The sequence below is a fragment of the Streptomyces inusitatus genome (assembly GCF_014651115.1).
GTDB classification, from domain to species: domain Bacteria; phylum Actinomycetota; class Actinomycetes; order Streptomycetales; family Streptomycetaceae; genus Streptomyces; species Streptomyces amakusaensis.
On record NZ_BMWG01000009.1, the window covers coordinates 90921 to 105914 of the forward strand.

General features: G+C 72.8%; 13 protein-coding genes and 1 riboswitch. Of the genes, 12 read left to right on the forward strand and 1 reads right to left on the reverse strand.

What is annotated here, in order from left to right; all coding sequences use genetic code 11:
- Positions 1-93 precede the first annotated feature (93 nt).
- The 6 genes from IE247_RS16550 to IE247_RS16575 all read left to right on the forward strand — a co-directional run bounded on the left by IE247_RS16550 (position 94) and on the right by IE247_RS16575 (position 8125).
- Positions 94-1137, forward strand: a complete 1044-nt coding sequence (locus IE247_RS16550; protein WP_190123896.1) for a dihydrodipicolinate reductase — start codon at positions 94-96, stop codon at positions 1135-1137.
- Positions 1138-1252: 115 nt separating this feature from the next.
- Positions 1253-1474, forward strand: a riboswitch (cobalamin riboswitch).
- A 196-nt stretch (positions 1475-1670) separates the two neighbouring features.
- Complete coding sequence (gene metE, locus IE247_RS16555) at positions 1671-3995, forward strand: 5-methyltetrahydropteroyltriglutamate--homocysteine S-methyltransferase (RefSeq protein WP_190123897.1); 2325 nt, start codon at positions 1671-1673, stop codon at positions 3993-3995.
- A 304-nt stretch (positions 3996-4299) separates the two neighbouring features.
- Positions 4300-5433, forward strand: a complete 1134-nt coding sequence (locus IE247_RS16560; protein ID WP_190123898.1) for a sensor histidine kinase — start codon at positions 4300-4302, stop codon at positions 5431-5433.
- Positions 5430-6095, forward strand: a complete 666-nt coding sequence (locus IE247_RS16565) for a response regulator (RefSeq protein WP_190123899.1) — start codon at positions 5430-5432, stop codon at positions 6093-6095. Before IE247_RS16560 ends, IE247_RS16565 begins: the two co-directional genes overlap by 4 nt.
- A 90-nt stretch (positions 6096-6185) precedes the next feature.
- Positions 6186-7103: an ABC transporter ATP-binding protein gene (locus IE247_RS16570; RefSeq protein WP_190123900.1), complete on the forward strand. Its 918-nt coding sequence runs from the start codon at positions 6186-6188 to the stop codon at positions 7101-7103.
- Positions 7100-8125, forward strand: coding sequence for an ABC-2 membrane transporter-related protein (locus IE247_RS16575; protein WP_190123901.1), 1026 nt, complete (start codon positions 7100-7102; stop codon positions 8123-8125). The genes IE247_RS16570 and IE247_RS16575 overlap by 4 nt, the downstream gene beginning before the upstream one ends.
- Before the next feature lie 136 nt (positions 8126-8261).
- Here the strand turns inward: IE247_RS16575 and IE247_RS16580 are convergent, their stop codons facing one another.
- Positions 8262-9677: an aminopeptidase P family protein gene (locus IE247_RS16580; RefSeq protein WP_190123902.1), complete on the reverse strand. Its 1416-nt coding sequence runs from the start codon at positions 9675-9677 to the stop codon at positions 8262-8264.
- Between the two features lie 147 nt (positions 9678-9824).
- Between IE247_RS16580 and IE247_RS16585 the strand changes: the two genes are divergently transcribed.
- The 6 genes from IE247_RS16585 (at position 9825) to IE247_RS16610 (ending at position 14938) form a co-directional block, all read left to right on the forward strand.
- The gene (locus tag IE247_RS16585; protein ID WP_190123903.1) at positions 9825-10808 is read left to right on the forward strand and encodes a helix-turn-helix domain-containing protein; all 984 of its coding nucleotides are present in this window, start codon (positions 9825-9827) and stop codon (positions 10806-10808) included.
- Positions 10809-10888: 80 nt separating this feature from the next.
- Positions 10889-11458 carry a mycothiol transferase gene (locus tag IE247_RS16590; protein WP_190123904.1) on the forward strand — a complete coding sequence of 190 codons (570 nt, stop codon included), beginning with the start codon at positions 10889-10891 and terminating at the stop codon, positions 11456-11458.
- Positions 11459-11569: 111 nt separating this feature from the next.
- Positions 11570-12376 (forward strand): 3-oxoacyl-ACP reductase FabG, encoded by an 807-nt coding sequence (gene fabG, locus IE247_RS16595; RefSeq protein ID WP_190123905.1) that lies wholly within the window; start codon positions 11570-11572, stop codon positions 12374-12376.
- Positions 12377-12478: 102 nt separating this feature from the next.
- Entirely contained in the window at positions 12479-13462 is a 984-nt protein-coding gene (locus IE247_RS16600; protein WP_190123906.1) for a helix-turn-helix transcriptional regulator, read from the forward strand.
- On the forward strand, positions 13459-14208 hold the full coding sequence (locus IE247_RS16605) for an SDR family oxidoreductase (RefSeq protein WP_190123907.1): 750 nt from the start codon (positions 13459-13461) through the stop codon (positions 14206-14208). Before IE247_RS16600 ends, IE247_RS16605 begins: the two co-directional genes overlap by 4 nt.
- Positions 14201-14938, forward strand: coding sequence for a hypothetical protein (locus IE247_RS16610; protein ID WP_190123908.1), 738 nt, complete (start codon positions 14201-14203; stop codon positions 14936-14938). Before IE247_RS16605 ends, IE247_RS16610 begins: the two co-directional genes overlap by 8 nt.
- Positions 14939-14994 lie beyond the last annotated feature (56 nt).

Below are 14994 nucleotides of genomic sequence, written 5' to 3' on the forward strand. Positions count from 1 at the left end.
CGGACAGCCCTCATGGCGGCGGGACATGTGGCGATGATGTCCCATCGGATGAGGCGGCCCGTGGAGCGGTCCGCACGGAACGAGGAGTGAGCCATGCCCGAAATCGTGGAAAGTCCGCGTATCGCCGTCTACGGGCTGGGGGCCATGGGGCTGGACATCGTCAGAATCCTGCACGGTCGCGGGGCGGACATCGTCGCGGGAATCGTCAGGCCAGGCTCCGACAAGGACGGCCGGAGCCTGGGTGAGCTGGCCGGTGTCCCCGGACTGGCGTTCCCCGCCCGGGGCGACGCCGAGCAGGTGCTGCGCGAGAGCGCTCCGGACATCGTGGTCGTCACGGTCAGCACCTATCTCGACGAGACCCAGTACGAGATCTTCGCGACCGCCGTCCGGGCCGGGGCCGATGTGATCACGCTCGCCGAGGAGATGCTCTACCCCTTCGCCACGGACAATCCCCTGGCCCGGGAGCTGGACGCGCTGGCGAAGCGGCACGAGGTGACGGTGACGGGCACGGGTCATCAGGACGCCTACTGGGTCAACCTCGTCAGTGTGCTGGCGGGCTCCACCCATGATCTCGGAAGCGTGACCGGCCGGCTCTCCTGGAACGTCGACGACTTCGGCCGGGCCCTCGCGGAGCAGCAGCGGGTGAACGCGACCGCGGAGGAGTTCGCCCGGTGGCAGGCGCACGCGGAGCGCCCGCCGACCTTCACCCACTACTCGCTGTACGCCCTGGCCGCCGCCCTCGGGCTGACCCCTCAGGGCGCACTGCGCACCACGACCGAACCGGTGATCGCCGAGCGGGACGTGCGCTCCAAGGCGCTCGGGGCGACGGTGGGGCAAGGGAGGCTGCTGGGGTACACCGACACCGACACCCTGGAGACGGAGGAGGGCGTCACCCTGTCCGTCAGCTCGCGGGGCTCGGTCTACGAGGAGCACGAGCGGGACTTCAACGAATGGAATCTGACCGATTCCTCGGGCAGGCCCACGCTCCATCTGCGCGACAGCGACCTGGACACAGCGCACACCACCTGCGCGACGCTGGTCAACCGCATCCCCGATGTCATCGCCGCGCGGCCGGGGATCGTCACCGTGGACAAGCTTCCCCAGCTTCGCTTCCGGCCGGTCCGCCGCGCGTCCTGAGCACGGGCGAACGGGCTGCTCCACGGGTGTCGGACGGTTCCAACCCTGCTCCGTCCGTGTCTCATATCACGGTCCGGTATGTGAACAGTGCTGTCCGAACCCGGGTCGCCGCTCTAGGCTGACGGACGCAGCTGGTTCGCCCTGTCCGCCAGACAGACGCGTCGCAAGAGGGAACCCGGTGGAAATCCGGGACTGCCCCGCAGCGGTGAGCGGGAACGACCGCCGTCATACGCACTGGGCCCGTCCGGGCCTGGGAAGCGACGGCCAGTAGGTGTCCGCCGGGAGACCGGAGGATGTGCCCGCGAGTCCGAAGACCTGCCCGTTGCCCGCGCACGGCCGATCGTGCGCGGTATCCCGGTGACCTCGTGGGCGGGTCGAGTGGGGGCACCCCTGGACCTGGTCCGGGGGCGTACGAATCAGGCGGACGACCGTACCCAGGTGCGGCCTCGGTCCGTCCGGTCTGTCATCCCTTCGCGTTCTCCGTCCCGTGTCGTCCCCGGGAGTTCAGGAGACATCTCGCGAAGGAGATTTCCGTGACAGCGCAGTCCGCAGCCGCGGCAGCACGGGCCACCGTGTACGGCTACCCCCGCCAGGGACAGAACCGGGAACTGAAGAAGGCCATCGAGGGCTACTGGAAGGGCCGCGTCACCGCCGACGCCCTCCGGGAGACCGCCGCCGGTCTGCGCCGGACGAACTGGCGGCAGCTGGCCGAGGCCGGCGTCCACGAGGTGCCGACCGGTGATTTCTCGTACTACGACCACATGCTGGACACCAGTGTCATGGTCGGCGCTGTCCCCGAGCGGCATCGCGGCGCCCGTGCCGCGGACGCGCTCGACGGCTACTTCGCCATGGCGCGCGGCACCCAGGACGTCGCGCCCCTGGAGATGACCAAGTGGTTCGACACCAACTACCACTATCTGGTCCCCGAACTCGGCCCCGACACCGTCTTCACGGCCGACTCGGCCAAGCAGGTCGCCGAGTTGAAGGAGGCCCTCGCGCTCGGGCTCACCCCCCGGCCGGTCCTCGTCGGACCCGTCACCTATCTGCTGCTGGCCAAGCCCGCCCCCGGGGTGGCCGCCGACTTCGAGCCGCTGACGCTGCTGGACCGGCTGCTGCCGGTGTACGCGGAGGTCCTCGCCGATCTGCGCGCCGCCGGGGCCGAGTGGGCGCAGCTGGACGAGCCCGCGCTGGTCCAGGACCGCACTCCGGCCGATCTGAACGCCGCGGCCCGTGCCTACCGTGACCTCGGCGCGCTCACCGACCGGCCCAAGCTGCTGATCGCCTCCTACTTCGACCGTCTCGGCGACGCCCTGCCCGTGCTGGCCAAGGCGCCCGTCGAGGGCCTCGCCCTCGACTTCACGGAGCGGGCCGCGGGCAACCTCGCCGATCTCGCCGCCGCGGGCGGGCTGCCCGGCAAGCGTCTGGTCGCCGGTGTCGTCAACGGCCGCAACATCTGGATCAACGACTACGAGAAGTCCCTCGCGACCCTGGGCACCCTGCTCGGCCTCGCCGGCCGGGTCGATGTGGCCGCCTCCAGCTCGCTGCTGCATGTGCCGCTCGACGCCGCCGCCGAACGCGACATCGATCCGCAGATCGGCCGCTGGCTCGCCTTCGCCCGGCAGAAGACGGCCGAGATCGTCACTCTCGCCAAGGGGCTGGCCCAGGGCACCGGCGCGATCACCGCCGAAATCGCCGCCAACCGGGCCGATCTGGCCTCCCGCGCCTCCTCCGCCCTCACCCGCGACCCGGCCGTGCGCGCCCGTACCGCCGCCGTCACCGACGCCGACGGCCGCCGCTCCCAGCCCTACGCCGAGCGGACCGCGGCGCAGCGCGCGGGGCTGCGGCTGCCCCTGCTGCCGACCACCACCATCGGTTCGTTCCCCCAGACGAACGAGCTGCGCACCGCGCGGGCCGATCTGCGTGCCGGGCGCATCGACACCGCCGGGTACGAGGAGCGCATCAAGGACGAGATCCGTGAGGTCCTCGCCTTCCAGGAGAAGGCGGGCATCGACGTCCTCGTGCACGGCGAGCCCGAGCGCAATGACATGGTGCAGTACTTCGCCGAGCAGCTCACCGGCTATCTCGCCACCCAGCACGGCTGGGTCCAGTCCTACGGCACCCGCTATGTCCGGCCGCCGGTGCTGGCAGGCGACATCTCCCGTCCCGAGCCGATGACCGTGCGCTGGACCTCCTACGCGCAGTCGCTCACCGAGCGGCCGGTCAAGGGCATGCTCACCGGCCCGGTGACCATGCTCGCCTGGTCCTTCGTCCGCGACGACCAGCCGCTCGGCGACACGGCCCGGCAGGTGGCCCTCGCCCTGCGCGACGAGGTGGACGACCTGGAGGCCGCCGGTACCTCGGTCATCCAGGTCGACGAGCCCGCGCTCCGCGAGACCCTCCCGCTGCGCGCGGCCGACCACGCCGGATATCTGGAGTGGGCCACCGAGTCCTTCCGTCTCACCACCAGCGGGGTGCGGCCGGCCACCCAGATCCACACGCACATGTGCTACGCCGAGTTCGGCGACATCGTCCAGGCCATCGACGATCTGGACGCCGACGTCATCAGCCTGGAGGCCGCCCGCTCCCACATGCAGGTCGCCGCCGAACTCGCCGGGCACGGCTATCCGCGCGAGGCCGGGCCCGGTGTCTACGACATCCACTCGCCGCGGGTGCCCAGCGCCGACGAGGCCGCCGCCCTGCTGCGCAAGGGGCTGGAGGCGATCCCGGCGGACCGTCTCTGGGTCAACCCCGACTGCGGGCTGAAGACGCGCGGCTGGCCCGAGACGAAGGCGTCGCTGGAGAATCTGGTCAGCGCCGCCCGTACGGTCCGCTCGGGTCTGAACGGCGAGAGCGCCTGACCCCCTCTCCCGGTGCCGGGGCGGGCTTCGTGGCCCGCCCCGGGACCGGGGGCGAACCGTCTTCCGTACTTCCGTACTTTCGGCCGGTGCGCCGAGCGGCCCGGGCTTCCTAATCTGGGCGGCGTGGACGCCGGCCCCGTGCCCGGAGAGGCACGGGGAGGTGTGGGGAGGTGCGGAGGAGCGCGGAGACAAGGTGGAACCGGAATCAGTGGGCACCGGCCGTCCGGGCACGGCGTCGGAGTACGCGACGGACAGCCACGGGTCCGACTCCGGGCCCAGGTTCGGGTTCGGTAGCCTGCCCGGCATGATCATTCCCGGCCCTCGGAGCAGGCGCGTGTCCGCGGCCGGGCTCGGTGCGGTGTTTCTCGCCGCGATCGCCGCGCAGGCGTTCGCGGTGGCGCAGAGCTGGGGCTCCGGCTACTGGATCCCGGGCGCTGTCGCCGCTTCGGCGGTGGGCGCGCTGGCGCTGGTCCGCCACCGGTGGCGGACCCGGACGGCGGCGGCGGGCCTGGGCGTGGCGGGACTCGTGGTGGCGGCCGGGCTGCTGCCGGGGGTCCGTCTTCCCGCCGAGCCGGGGCCCGCCATGACGCTGGCGCTGGCGGTGCTCATCGGCTCTTCGGTCAGGGCGCTGCCCGTGGCCCGGGCCGGGGCCGTCGCCGGTGCCGGACTGCTGGTGATCGCCGGTCAGTTCGCCGCCCGGCCCGCGTCGGCGGTGGCGGTCATCACCGCGACGGGCTGGGTACTCGCCGTCGCGGCGGGGCTGTCGCTGCGGGCCCACGACGGCCGGGCACGGGCCACCGTCGAGCGGGTGCGCCGGGACGAACGGCTCGATCTGGCACGGGAGCTGCACGACATCGTGGCCCATCACATCACCGGAATGCTGATCCAGGCGCAGGCCGCGCAGATCGTCGCACGGCGCGACCCGCACCGGGTGGCGGACTCGCTCGCCGAGATAGAGACCGCGGGCTCCGAGGCCATGGCCGCGATGCGCCGCGTCGTGAGCCTGCTGCGGGACACCGACGACACACCGCCCGCCCCGCCCGGTCCCGACCGGCTGAGCGCGCTGGTGGAGCACTTCGGCCGACAGGGCCCGAAGGTGAGTCTGACCGTCCCCGACGGCGACGCGCGGTGGCCGCCGGAGGTGACCAGCACCGTGTACCGCGTCGTCCAGGAGGCCCTGACGAATGTGCTGCGGCACGCGCGGCACGCCCGTTCCGTCGAGGTCACCGTCGGCCGGACCGCCGGGGGCGTCACCGTGGAGGTGACCGACGACGCCCCGCCGAACTCCGTCCGCCCCCCTCAGCGCGGCGGATACGGTCTGATCGGCATGCGCGAGCGCGTCACCACGCTCGGCGGCTCGCTGGACGCCGGACCCGGACCCGGCGGCGGCTGGTCCGTGCGGGCGACCCTGCCCGTACCCGCCCGGGAGCCCGGATGACCATCGAGGTGCTGATCGCCGACGACCAGGCGATGATCCGGCGCGGTCTGCGGCTGATCCTGGAGGACCAGCCCGACATCACCGTCACGGGCGAGGCCCCGGACGGGGCCGCCGCGATGGCGATGGCCAGGGCGCTGCGCCCGGATGTGTGCCTGGTCGACATCAGGATGCCGGGAGTCGACGGCATCGAGGTCACGCGCGCGCTGGCCGGTCCGGGAGTACCCGATCCGATGAAGGTCATCGTGGTCACCACCTTCGATCTGGACGAGTACGTGTACGGGGCGCTGCGCGGCGGCGCGGTGGGTTTTGTCCTCAAGGACGCCGGGCCCGCGCTGCTCGTCGAGGCCGTCCGCGCCGCGCACAAGGGCGAGGCGCTGGTCTCGCCGTCGGTCACCCTGCGGCTGCTCAGACATCTCAACGACCCCGCCGCCGCGCCCCGTTCCCCCGCCGGGCGGTCGACTCCGCTGTCCGGGCGGGAGATCGAGGTGGTCCGGGCCGTCGCGCGCGGCCGTACCAACCAGGAGATCGCCTCCGAGCTGTTCATCTCGCTCAGCACGGTCAAGAGCCATCTGTCCGGGATCCAGGGCAAGCTCGGGGCGCGCAACCGGACCGAGATCGCGGTCTGGGCCTGGGAACACCGCCTCGTCGGGGGCGCTCCGTAGCCGAACCGGCCGAAAGTACGGCCGCCGGGGGGCGGAAGCCGTACTTCAGGCCGGTGCCGCGACGATCGTGGATCTTCCAGGATTTGGGGCATGTCCCTTGCAGAACTCCCTCCGGCGCTCGGCGCGGAGAACTTGACGAAGAAGTACGGCCGACGCGGCCGGACGGCCCTGAGCGGGGTGAACCTCGCGGTCCCCTCCGGCCGGGTGATCGGTCTGGTCGGCCCGAACGGAGCCGGTAAATCGACGCTGCTGCATCTGGCCTGCGGGCTGACCGAGCCGTCGGCCGGCTCGCTGACCGTGCTGGGGTCGCGCCCGGCGGCGAGCGCCTCGCATCTGGCCCGGGTGGGATTCGTCGCTCAGAACACCCCGGTGTACGGCTCGCTGACCGTGGCCGAGCACTTGAGGCTCGGCGCGAGCATGAACCCTTCCTGGGACCCCGACCTGGCCAAGCGGCGTATCGGCGAGGCCGGGCTGAACCCGGCGCGGAAGGCGGGGCAGCTCTCGGGCGGCCAGCGGGCGCAGCTGGCGCTGACCGTCGCGGCGGCCAAGCGGCCGGAGCTGCTGATCTTCGACGAACCGGCGGCGGCGCTGGATCCGCTGGCCCGCCAGGGGTTTCTGCGGAACCTCCTGGAGTTCGTACGGGAGCTGGGCGCCAGCGCCGTGCTCTCCTCGCATCTGCTCGGCGACATCGAGCAGGTCTGCGACTACCTCATCGTGCTGTGCGACGCACGGGTGCAGGTCGCCGGCGACACCCGGGATCTGCTGGCCGAGCACGCCCGGCTGGTGGCTCCTCGCGCCGAGTTCGACCGGCTGCCCGCCGGGGTCGAGATGATCTCCGCGGAGCACCGTGGACCGCACGGCAGCGCGATCGTCCGCGCCCGCGGGCTGTCCGCGCCCCCGCCGTACCGGGTCGAGCCCGTCTCGCTCGAAGAACTGGTCCTCGGCTATATGACACGGGCGGCCGGAGCGCCCCTCGCCGGGGCCGGGGCCGGGGAGGGTTCGCGATGATGTGGCTGAGCTGGCGGCAGTTCCGCGTCCAGGCGCTGGTCGGGGCGGGCGCGCTGCTCGTCATCGCCGTCTTCCTGATCCGCCTGGGCTGGGACGTCCGCGACGGATACGAGCTCTACCGGGCCCATTGCCTGAACCGGGCCGACTGCGCCGAGGCGGCCGCCCGGTTCCGCGGGGCCCACAGGAACACCCTGCTGTTCCTCGCGGCCGGACTCGGTCTGATCCCCGCCGTGGCCGGCGCCTTCTGGGGCGCGCCGCTGATCGCCCGGGAGCTGGAGAACGGCACCCACCGGCTCGTGTGGAACCAGAGCGTCACCCGTCCGCGCTGGCTGCTCGGCAGGATCCTGCTCGTCGGCCTGGCCTCCGTGGTCCTCACCGGCACGGCGGCGGCCCTGCTCACCTGGGCGGCGCAGCCGTACGACGAGATCGCCGGGGACCGGTTCAGCGCCCTGGTGTTCGGTGCGCGCGGCATCGCCCCGATCGGCTACGCCACGCTGGCCCTCGCCTTCGGGACCGTCACCGGACTCCTGCTGCGCCGGACGCTGCCCGCGATGGCCGTGACGCTCGTCGGCTTCCTCGCCTTCCAGTTCTTCTTCCCGAATGTGGTGCGTCCCGCTCTCATTCCGCCGGAGAGGGCCACGCTGGCGATGACGGCCGGGGCCATCAACGGGGCCCAGAACCTCGGCGGGATCGGCGGCGGCTCCGTGATCGGCGGGGTGCGGATCCCGGGCGAACCCGACGCGTGGATCGCGGACACCAGTCCGCTGCGCACCGCGGACGGGAAGAACCTCGACACGGCCGTGTTCGGCGACTGCGTCGACAGCCCGCCCAGAACGGGCGCGGGTGGAACATTCGGCGACGCGGCGGTGTGTCTCGCCCGGCTCGATCTCCATGTCGACGTCAGCTATCACCCCGAGAGCCGTTACTGGACGTTCCAGTGGCTGGAGACCGGGATCTATCTGTCGCTCGGCGGGATCCTCGTTCTGTTCGGCCTCTGGCGGATACGGCGCGGGGCCGGCTGATCCGGGGTCAGCGGTCCGTACCGGGCCCCGGTCCGTGCCCCGGTACGGACCGGCCCGGGCGCGGGCCCGCGGAGGGAGGGCACACGACCCGGTCGTCGCCCCGTCCGGATGGGGCGACGACCGGGTCGCGGCGCGCTCAGCCCGCGAAGCGGGCCATCCACGCCTCGACGTCCTCCGCCGACCGGGGCAGACCCGCCGACAGGTTCTCGTGGCCGTCCTCGGTGACGAGGAGGTCGTCCTCGATGCGGACGCCGATGCCGCGCCACTCCTCGGGGACGGTGAGGTCGTCGGGCTGGAAGTACAGGCCGGGCTCGACGGTGAGGACCATGCCCGGCTCCAGGAAGCCGTCGACGTACTCCTCGTTGCGGGCCCGGGCGCAGTCGTGGACGTCCAGGCCGAGCATGTGACCGGTGCCTGCCATGGTGAAGCGGCGCTGGAGGCCGAGTTCGTACGCGCGGTCGGCCGGGCCCTCGATGAAGCCCCACTCGACCAGCCGGGCCGCGAGGTGGCGCTGGGAGGCCTCGTGGAAGTCGCGGTAGGCGGCGCCCGGCCGGACGGCGGCCATGCCCGCCTCCTGGGACTCGTACACCGCGTCGTAGACCTCGCGCTGGAGCGGTGTGAAGGTGCCGCTGATCGGAAGGGTGCGTGTGACGTCGGCGGTGTAGAGGGTGCGTGTCTCCACACCGGCGTCGAGGAGCAGCAGGTCGCCCGGGCGCACCGGGCCGTCGTTGTCGGTCCAGTGCATGATCGTGGCGTGCTCGCCGGCGGCGCAGATCGAGCCGTAGCCGACGGAGTTGCCTTCGAGGCGGGCGCGGCGGAAGAAGGTGCCCTCGATCCACCGCTCGGACGAGGCGATCGCCCGGGACAGCTCGGCGATCACATCGGTGAAGCCGCGCACGGTGGAGTCCACTGCCTTGCGGAGTTCGGTGATCTCCCAGTCGTCCTTGACGAGACGGAGGTCGCTGAGCGCCTCTTCCAGTTCGTCGTCGCGCTCCTCCTCGGTGGTGACGGCTGCCTCCAGGGCGGGGTCGACGCCTCGGACGATCCGGGTCGGCGTCGTGCCGGAGGCGGCGGCCAGGTCGCCCGCGGCCGTGCGGACGTCGCGGCAGGGCAGCCCGAGCACCTGTTCCGACTCGGCGAGGGAGCGGCGGCGGCCCATCCACAGTTCCGCGGTGTTGCCGGTCCAGAATTCGTCGTCGTCCCGGCTGTCCCGGGGGAGCTGGTAGCAGTAGGCGTCGTGGCCGCCGTCCGCGCGGGGCTCCAGGACGAGCGCGCAGTCCCTGGCCTGGTCGCCGGTCATGTGCACATAGCCGGTGTACGGGCGGAACGGGTAGCTGTCGTCGTTCGAGCGGGCCTTGAGGTTTCCGGAGGGGATCACGAGGCGCTCGCCCGGGAAGCGCGCGGAGAGCGCGGCGCGGCGGCGGGCCGCGTGCGGGGCCTGCTCGCCGGGGAGCAGATCGTGGCGCTCGGTGTCCGCCCATCCCGTCCGCATCAGGGCGGAGAGTTCCTCGGAGATCCCTGAGTAGAGACCGTTCTTGCGGCCTTTCGCCATGTCGTGCACCTTCCCTGGGTGGCCTCGCCGCCGCCGGTCCTCGGCGGCTCCCGGACGGTATCCCGCACCGTGTCCGTACGGTGCCGGGCCGTGCCACTGGCATGGATCGGCCATTCGCCGGGGAGGGGGTCGTCGATAATGAGACACATGACGAACGCGAAACTCGGCGAGGCCCTCCGGCTTCTGGGGCTCGATCACGCGGCGGCGCGGGTCTATCTGACCCTCCTCGAACGGGCGCCCGCCCCGCTGAGCGCGATCGCGGAGGCCGCCGGTCTGAGCGGTGCGGAGCTGACCGCCGCCTACGGGGCGCTGGTCGACGCGGGGCTGGCCAGCGCCGCCGAGGAGGGCGGGGACACGGTCGCGCCGGTTCCGCCGACCGCCGGTCTGGAGATCCTCGCCCGGCACCGGGCGGCCGAGGTCGAGGAGTCCCGCATCGCCGTCGGGGGCGCTTTCGAATCGTTTCGGCGGCAGCGGCTCGCCGCGTACAACGACGATCTCGTCGAGGTCGTCACCGGGGAGGCCGTCGGCCCCCGGATCCGGCAGGCGTGGGCGAGCGCCCGCGATCAGATCAGGCAGTTCGAGTCGCCCCCGTACTTCCCGCTGTCCAGTGCCACGCGGGACGCGCTGGACACGCTCGCGCGCGGTGTGACGCAGCGTGTCGTGTACTCGCGGGAGTCGCTGGAGCACCCGGGCCATCTGAGGGAGGTGATCGAGCCGTGCGTCGAGGCCGGCGAGCAGGCGAGGGTGCTGCCGTCGGTACCGGTGAAACTCGTGATCATCGATGAGGCGTACGCGCTCGTCTCCCTGTCGATCAAAGAGGCCGATGTCCACAACACCATGCTGGTCGTGCAGCCCTGCGGCCTGCTCTCGGCGCTCATCGCGCTGTTCGAGCAGTCCTGGCTGAACGCCCTGCCGTTCCAGGGCCGCACCACCCGCCCGGGCGGTCTGCCGCCCGCCGACCGCCGGCTGCTGTGGCTCCTCGCGGGCGGCGCGAGCGACGAGGTCATCGCCCGTGAGATGGGCGTCAGCCGTCGTACGCTCTACCGCCGTCTGCAGATTCTGATGGCGCGGCTGGGCGCGGCCAACCGCTTCCAGATGGCCTTGCAGGCACAGCGCAGCGGCTGGCTGTGACCGGCCGGGCGGGCGCATGGCCCAGCCGGCCGCCGCCGTCGTCGAAATCCACTGGCCGACCCGGCTCCCCCGGGACGAATATGGCCCCCATGAGCGACCAGCCGGCACGATGGACCAGGGCGACCGTCTACGCGGACATGTGGGCGGACCCGGACGACGACCCCCGCGGCGGCGAAGGGGTGAGCCGGGACGGCGAGCTCGCGACGCTTGAGGACTTTCTGGCGGACTACCGTCTGACCCTGCGGATGAAGTGCGAGGGCCTGGCCCCGGAGCAGCTGGCCCGCCGGTCGGTCCCGCCGTCGACGATGTCGCTGCTCGGTCTGGTCCGGCATCTCGCCGAGGTCGAGAGGGACTGGCGCAACTGGCTCGGCGAGGGCGATCCGCTGCCGAAGCTCTACGGCGGGCGGGACGCCGATTTCCACGGCGCGGTCGGCGAGCGGGCGGTGGTCGACGCCGCGTTCTCCGATCTGGAGCGCGAGCAGGCCGCGACCGACGCGGCGCTGGCCGCGCACCCGGACCTGGGCGAGCGGGTGGGGAGGGACAGGACCTCGATCCGGGAGCTGATGGTGCACCGGATCGACGAGTACGCCCGGCACTGCGGCCACGCCGATCTGCTGCGCGAGTGCGTCGACGGCAGAGTGGGCCAGTGAGGCCCCGGCGGTACGCGTGATCCCGCGCCGCCGGGCGGGCCCGGCCGCTACCGTGTGAGCCGCATGGGGAGTCCGGCATCCGGGCCGGACGGCGGAGAAGGGGCGCGGAGTATGACGTTCACGGACTGGAAGGACCGCTCGGTCGTGGTGACCGGCGGAACGCGCGGCATCGGGAAGGGGATCGCCGAGCTCTTCGCCCGTCAGGGGGCCGCGGTCCTGCTCACCGGCCGGGACACCGGGGCCGCGCGCGCCGTCGCGGCCGAGATCGCCCGCGACACCGGCGGCCGGGTCGTGGGAACGGGGGTGGATCTGCGGGTCCCGGAGGCCATCGACGCGATGGCGGCCGAGGCCGTGCGTCTGCACGGGGGCGTCGACGTGCTCTGCGCGAATGCCGGGATCTTCCCCGAGAAGCCGCTGCGCGAGATGACCGCCGACGATGTGGACGAGGTCCTCGACGTCAACCTCCGCGGTGGCATTCTCTCCGTCCGGGCCTGTCTGCCGGCGATGGAGCGCGCCGGGCGCGGCAGGATCGTTCTCACCTCCTCGATCACCGGCCCCACCACCGGGTACACGGGGTGGTCCCACTACGGCGCGAGCAAGGCGGGCCAGCTCGGTTTTCTGCGCGGCGCCGCCCTTGAGCTGGCACCGCACAACATCACCGTCAACGCCGTCCTGCCCGGCAATGTGCGCACCGAGGGTCTCGCCGGGCTGGGCGAGGAGTATCTGCGGAAGATGACCGCCGCGATCCCGCTGGGCCGTCTGGGCGAGACCTTCGACATCGCGCACTCGGTGCTCTTCCTCGCTTCCGACGAGGCCGCCTTCATCACCGGCCAGACCCTCACCGTCGACGGGGGCCAGACCCTCCCGGAATCCCTGGACGCCTTCACTCCGGCGGCCCACGGCCCCGGGCCCCGCTGAGGTGAGCAGCGCCGCCGCCGAAGAGCGGCGGTGGCGTGATCCTTCAAGACACCCCCGGACCGCCGCGCATACCGTGCCCGCAGAGCGCGGAAAGGGGCGGTCATGGAGGAGTACGCGAGTGCCAAGCTGGTGGATCTGGTCCAGCGCGCGCTGACGGCGGCGGGCATCCCCGCCGTCGCGCCCAGGAGTGACGGCGCTCTGCTGCCGTTCGAGGCGAAGCGCCGGTTTCTGACCGAAGTGGCGGGCGGCCACGGGCTGTTGCCCTTGATGCGGGTCGGCTCGACGCTGGCGGTGCACCCGTCCGATCCGGCCGTCTCGGCCCTGCTGCACGCCCGCACCCCGCTCGATCTGTTCGAGCGGTGGCAGCGGCTGGAGCGGTTCACCCACTCCCGTCACCGTGTGGTGATCCGGGAGCACGGCGTACGGCGGCTGGTCGCGGAACACGTCGGCCCCCCGGGGGCGCCGCCCGACCCGGCCGAGGACGCCCTGGTACTCGGCGTGCTGACGGCGCTGCTGTCGATGTGCGGGGCCCTGGACCTCACGGTCGCCGCGGGCGACGCACCGGTGGTCGTGTTCACGGACGGCGGCTTCGGCGTGCCGCCGCCCCAACACGGCAGCGGCCTGTGGCGCTTCACCTGGTCCGGCACGGCGCCCGCCCTGAGCGCCGGTACGGAGGACACCGGCACCGAGGACACCGGTACGGGGGAATCCGGCCGGGACGAGGTGTCGAGGACGCGCGGGCTGATCGCCGCCGATCCCGCCCGGCGGTGGACGCTCGGCGGGCTCGCCGCCGAGCTGGGGCTTCCCACCCGGAGCCTCCAGCGGCGGCTGGCGGACGCCGGGGGCTTCAGCGGAGTGCTGGGGACGGTGCGTACGGAGGTCGCCGCCGGGCTGCTCATGCGCAGCGGGCACCCCCTGAGCGTCGTCGGCTTCGCCTGCGGCTACGCGGACCAGCCCCACTTCACCCGCCATTTCAAACTCCGGACCGCCATGACGCCCGCGGTCTACCGATCGGCGTTCCGGCGGCGGACCGCCGAGGAGCACGGGGACCGGACAGCCGGACCCGCGAAGGAGAGGACTCCATGAATCTCACCGGCAGAACGGTTCTCGTCACGGGCGGCACCCGTGGCATCGGCCGGGCCCTGACCCGGCGGCTGGTCGCACTCGACGCCCATGTGGTGGCCGTGGGCCGTGACCCCGACGGGCTCGCGCGGCTCGGGGCCGAGTACGGCGACCGGGTGTCGGCCGAGGCGCTGGACCTCTCGGACCCCGAGGCCGTCGGCGATTTCGCCGACGGGCTGCCCGGCCGTCACCCCGCGCTCTCCGTGGTCATCAACAACGCCGGGGTGCAGAACCTCAGCGACTTCCTGACCGCCGACCCCCGCGACACCCGGACGGTGCTGCGCCGGGAGCTGGCCGTCAATCTGGACGCCGTCATCACGCTCTCCACGGGCCTGCTCCCCCATCTCCGGGACCGGCCATCGGCCGCGATCGTCAACATCAGCAGCGGGCTGGCCATCGTTCCCAAACCCTCGGCGCCCGTGTACTGCGCCGCCAAGTCGGCGGTCCGGACCTTCACCCGGGCGCTGCGCTACCAGTGCGAGGACTCCGCGCCCCAGATCCGGGTGATCGACGCGATCCTCCCGCTCGTCGACACCGACATGACCGCCGGCCGGGGCCGGGGCAAGATCAGTGCGGCCGAGACGGCGCGGGCGGTCCTGGAGGGCGTCCGCCGCGAGCGGACGGAGATCTATGTCGGCAAGGCGCGCTTTCTGCCCGCCCTGATGCGGATCTCCCCCTCGCTCGGCCACCGCGCGCTGCGGCATGGCTGACGCCCCGGCCCCGGCCCCCACCCCGGCTCCCGCTCCCGCGCCCGCCGCCGCTCCTCGCGGCCCGGCCGCTCGTACCGTACGCACCCTGATACGGCTCGACCGCGCCGCGCACCGGCGATGGTTCCTGCCGGCGCTCGCCGTCTTCCCGCTCGGGGACTACGCGCTGCCGTTCCTCCCCAACCAGATGCTGCTCATGGGGGTCCCCGCGCTCCACCCCCGGCGCTGGCGGGCGATCGCCCTGACCTTCGTCATCGCGTCCGCCGCGGGCGCGTTCCTGACGGCGACCGCCGTCCAGAGCGCCGGGCCCCGGCTGCTGGACGCCCTCGGGCTGCCCGCTCCCGGCCTCGGCGGGCTGAGCGAGGCCGGCGGGACGGTCACCCGGTACGGCGTCTGGGCCCTGGTCCTTCTCGCGCTCCTGCCGTGGACGCCCCGGGCGACCGTTCTGGTGTGCGCGCTGGCGGGCGTGCCGCCCTGGACCATCGCACTCGCCGTACTGGCGGGCCGTCCGCTGCCCGTCGCGCTTCTCGCCGCCGCCGGGGCGAGAGCGCCTCATCTGCTGCGGCGCTTCCGCCGGGTCGACCGGGTGCTGACGGAGGTCGAGGCCCGCCGTGCGACCCCGGCCGGGCGGCCCGTCAAGGGGTCCGACGCACCGCCCCCACCTGCGGAATGTCCACCTGCTGACACTCCGGTCCCGAAATCCGGGCAGCGAAACCCTTGCGGTGACGATTAGGCGAGCCTTACGATTCACATTCACACCCTCGGGGCTCGGCCGTCACACCGGCCTGC

Coding starts and splice junctions, on each gene's coding strand:
- fabG (WP_190123905.1), top strand. CDS start 11,570: ATGACGTTCACGGACTGGAAGGACCGCTCGGTCGTGGTGACCGGCGGA.
- IE247_RS16590 (WP_190123904.1), top strand. CDS start 10,889: ATGGCCCCCATGAGCGACCAGCCGGCACGATGGACCAGGGCGACCGTC.
- IE247_RS16560 (WP_190123898.1), top strand. CDS start 4,300: ATGATCATTCCCGGCCCTCGGAGCAGGCGCGTGTCCGCGGCCGGGCTC.
- IE247_RS16600 (WP_190123906.1), top strand. CDS start 12,479: ATGGAGGAGTACGCGAGTGCCAAGCTGGTGGATCTGGTCCAGCGCGCG.
- IE247_RS16570 (WP_190123900.1), top strand. CDS start 6,186: ATGTCCCTTGCAGAACTCCCTCCGGCGCTCGGCGCGGAGAACTTGACG.
- IE247_RS16565 (WP_190123899.1), top strand. CDS start 5,430: ATGACCATCGAGGTGCTGATCGCCGACGACCAGGCGATGATCCGGCGC.
- IE247_RS16550 (WP_190123896.1), top strand. CDS start 94: ATGCCCGAAATCGTGGAAAGTCCGCGTATCGCCGTCTACGGGCTGGGG.
- IE247_RS16610 (WP_190123908.1), top strand. CDS start 14,201: ATGGCTGACGCCCCGGCCCCGGCCCCCACCCCGGCTCCCGCTCCCGCG.
- IE247_RS16575 (WP_190123901.1), top strand. CDS start 7,100: ATGATGTGGCTGAGCTGGCGGCAGTTCCGCGTCCAGGCGCTGGTCGGG.
- IE247_RS16585 (WP_190123903.1), top strand. CDS start 9,825: ATGACGAACGCGAAACTCGGCGAGGCCCTCCGGCTTCTGGGGCTCGAT.
- IE247_RS16605 (WP_190123907.1), top strand. CDS start 13,459: ATGAATCTCACCGGCAGAACGGTTCTCGTCACGGGCGGCACCCGTGGC.
- IE247_RS16580 (WP_190123902.1), bottom strand. CDS start 9,677: ATGGCGAAAGGCCGCAAGAACGGTCTCTACTCAGGGATCTCCGAGGAA.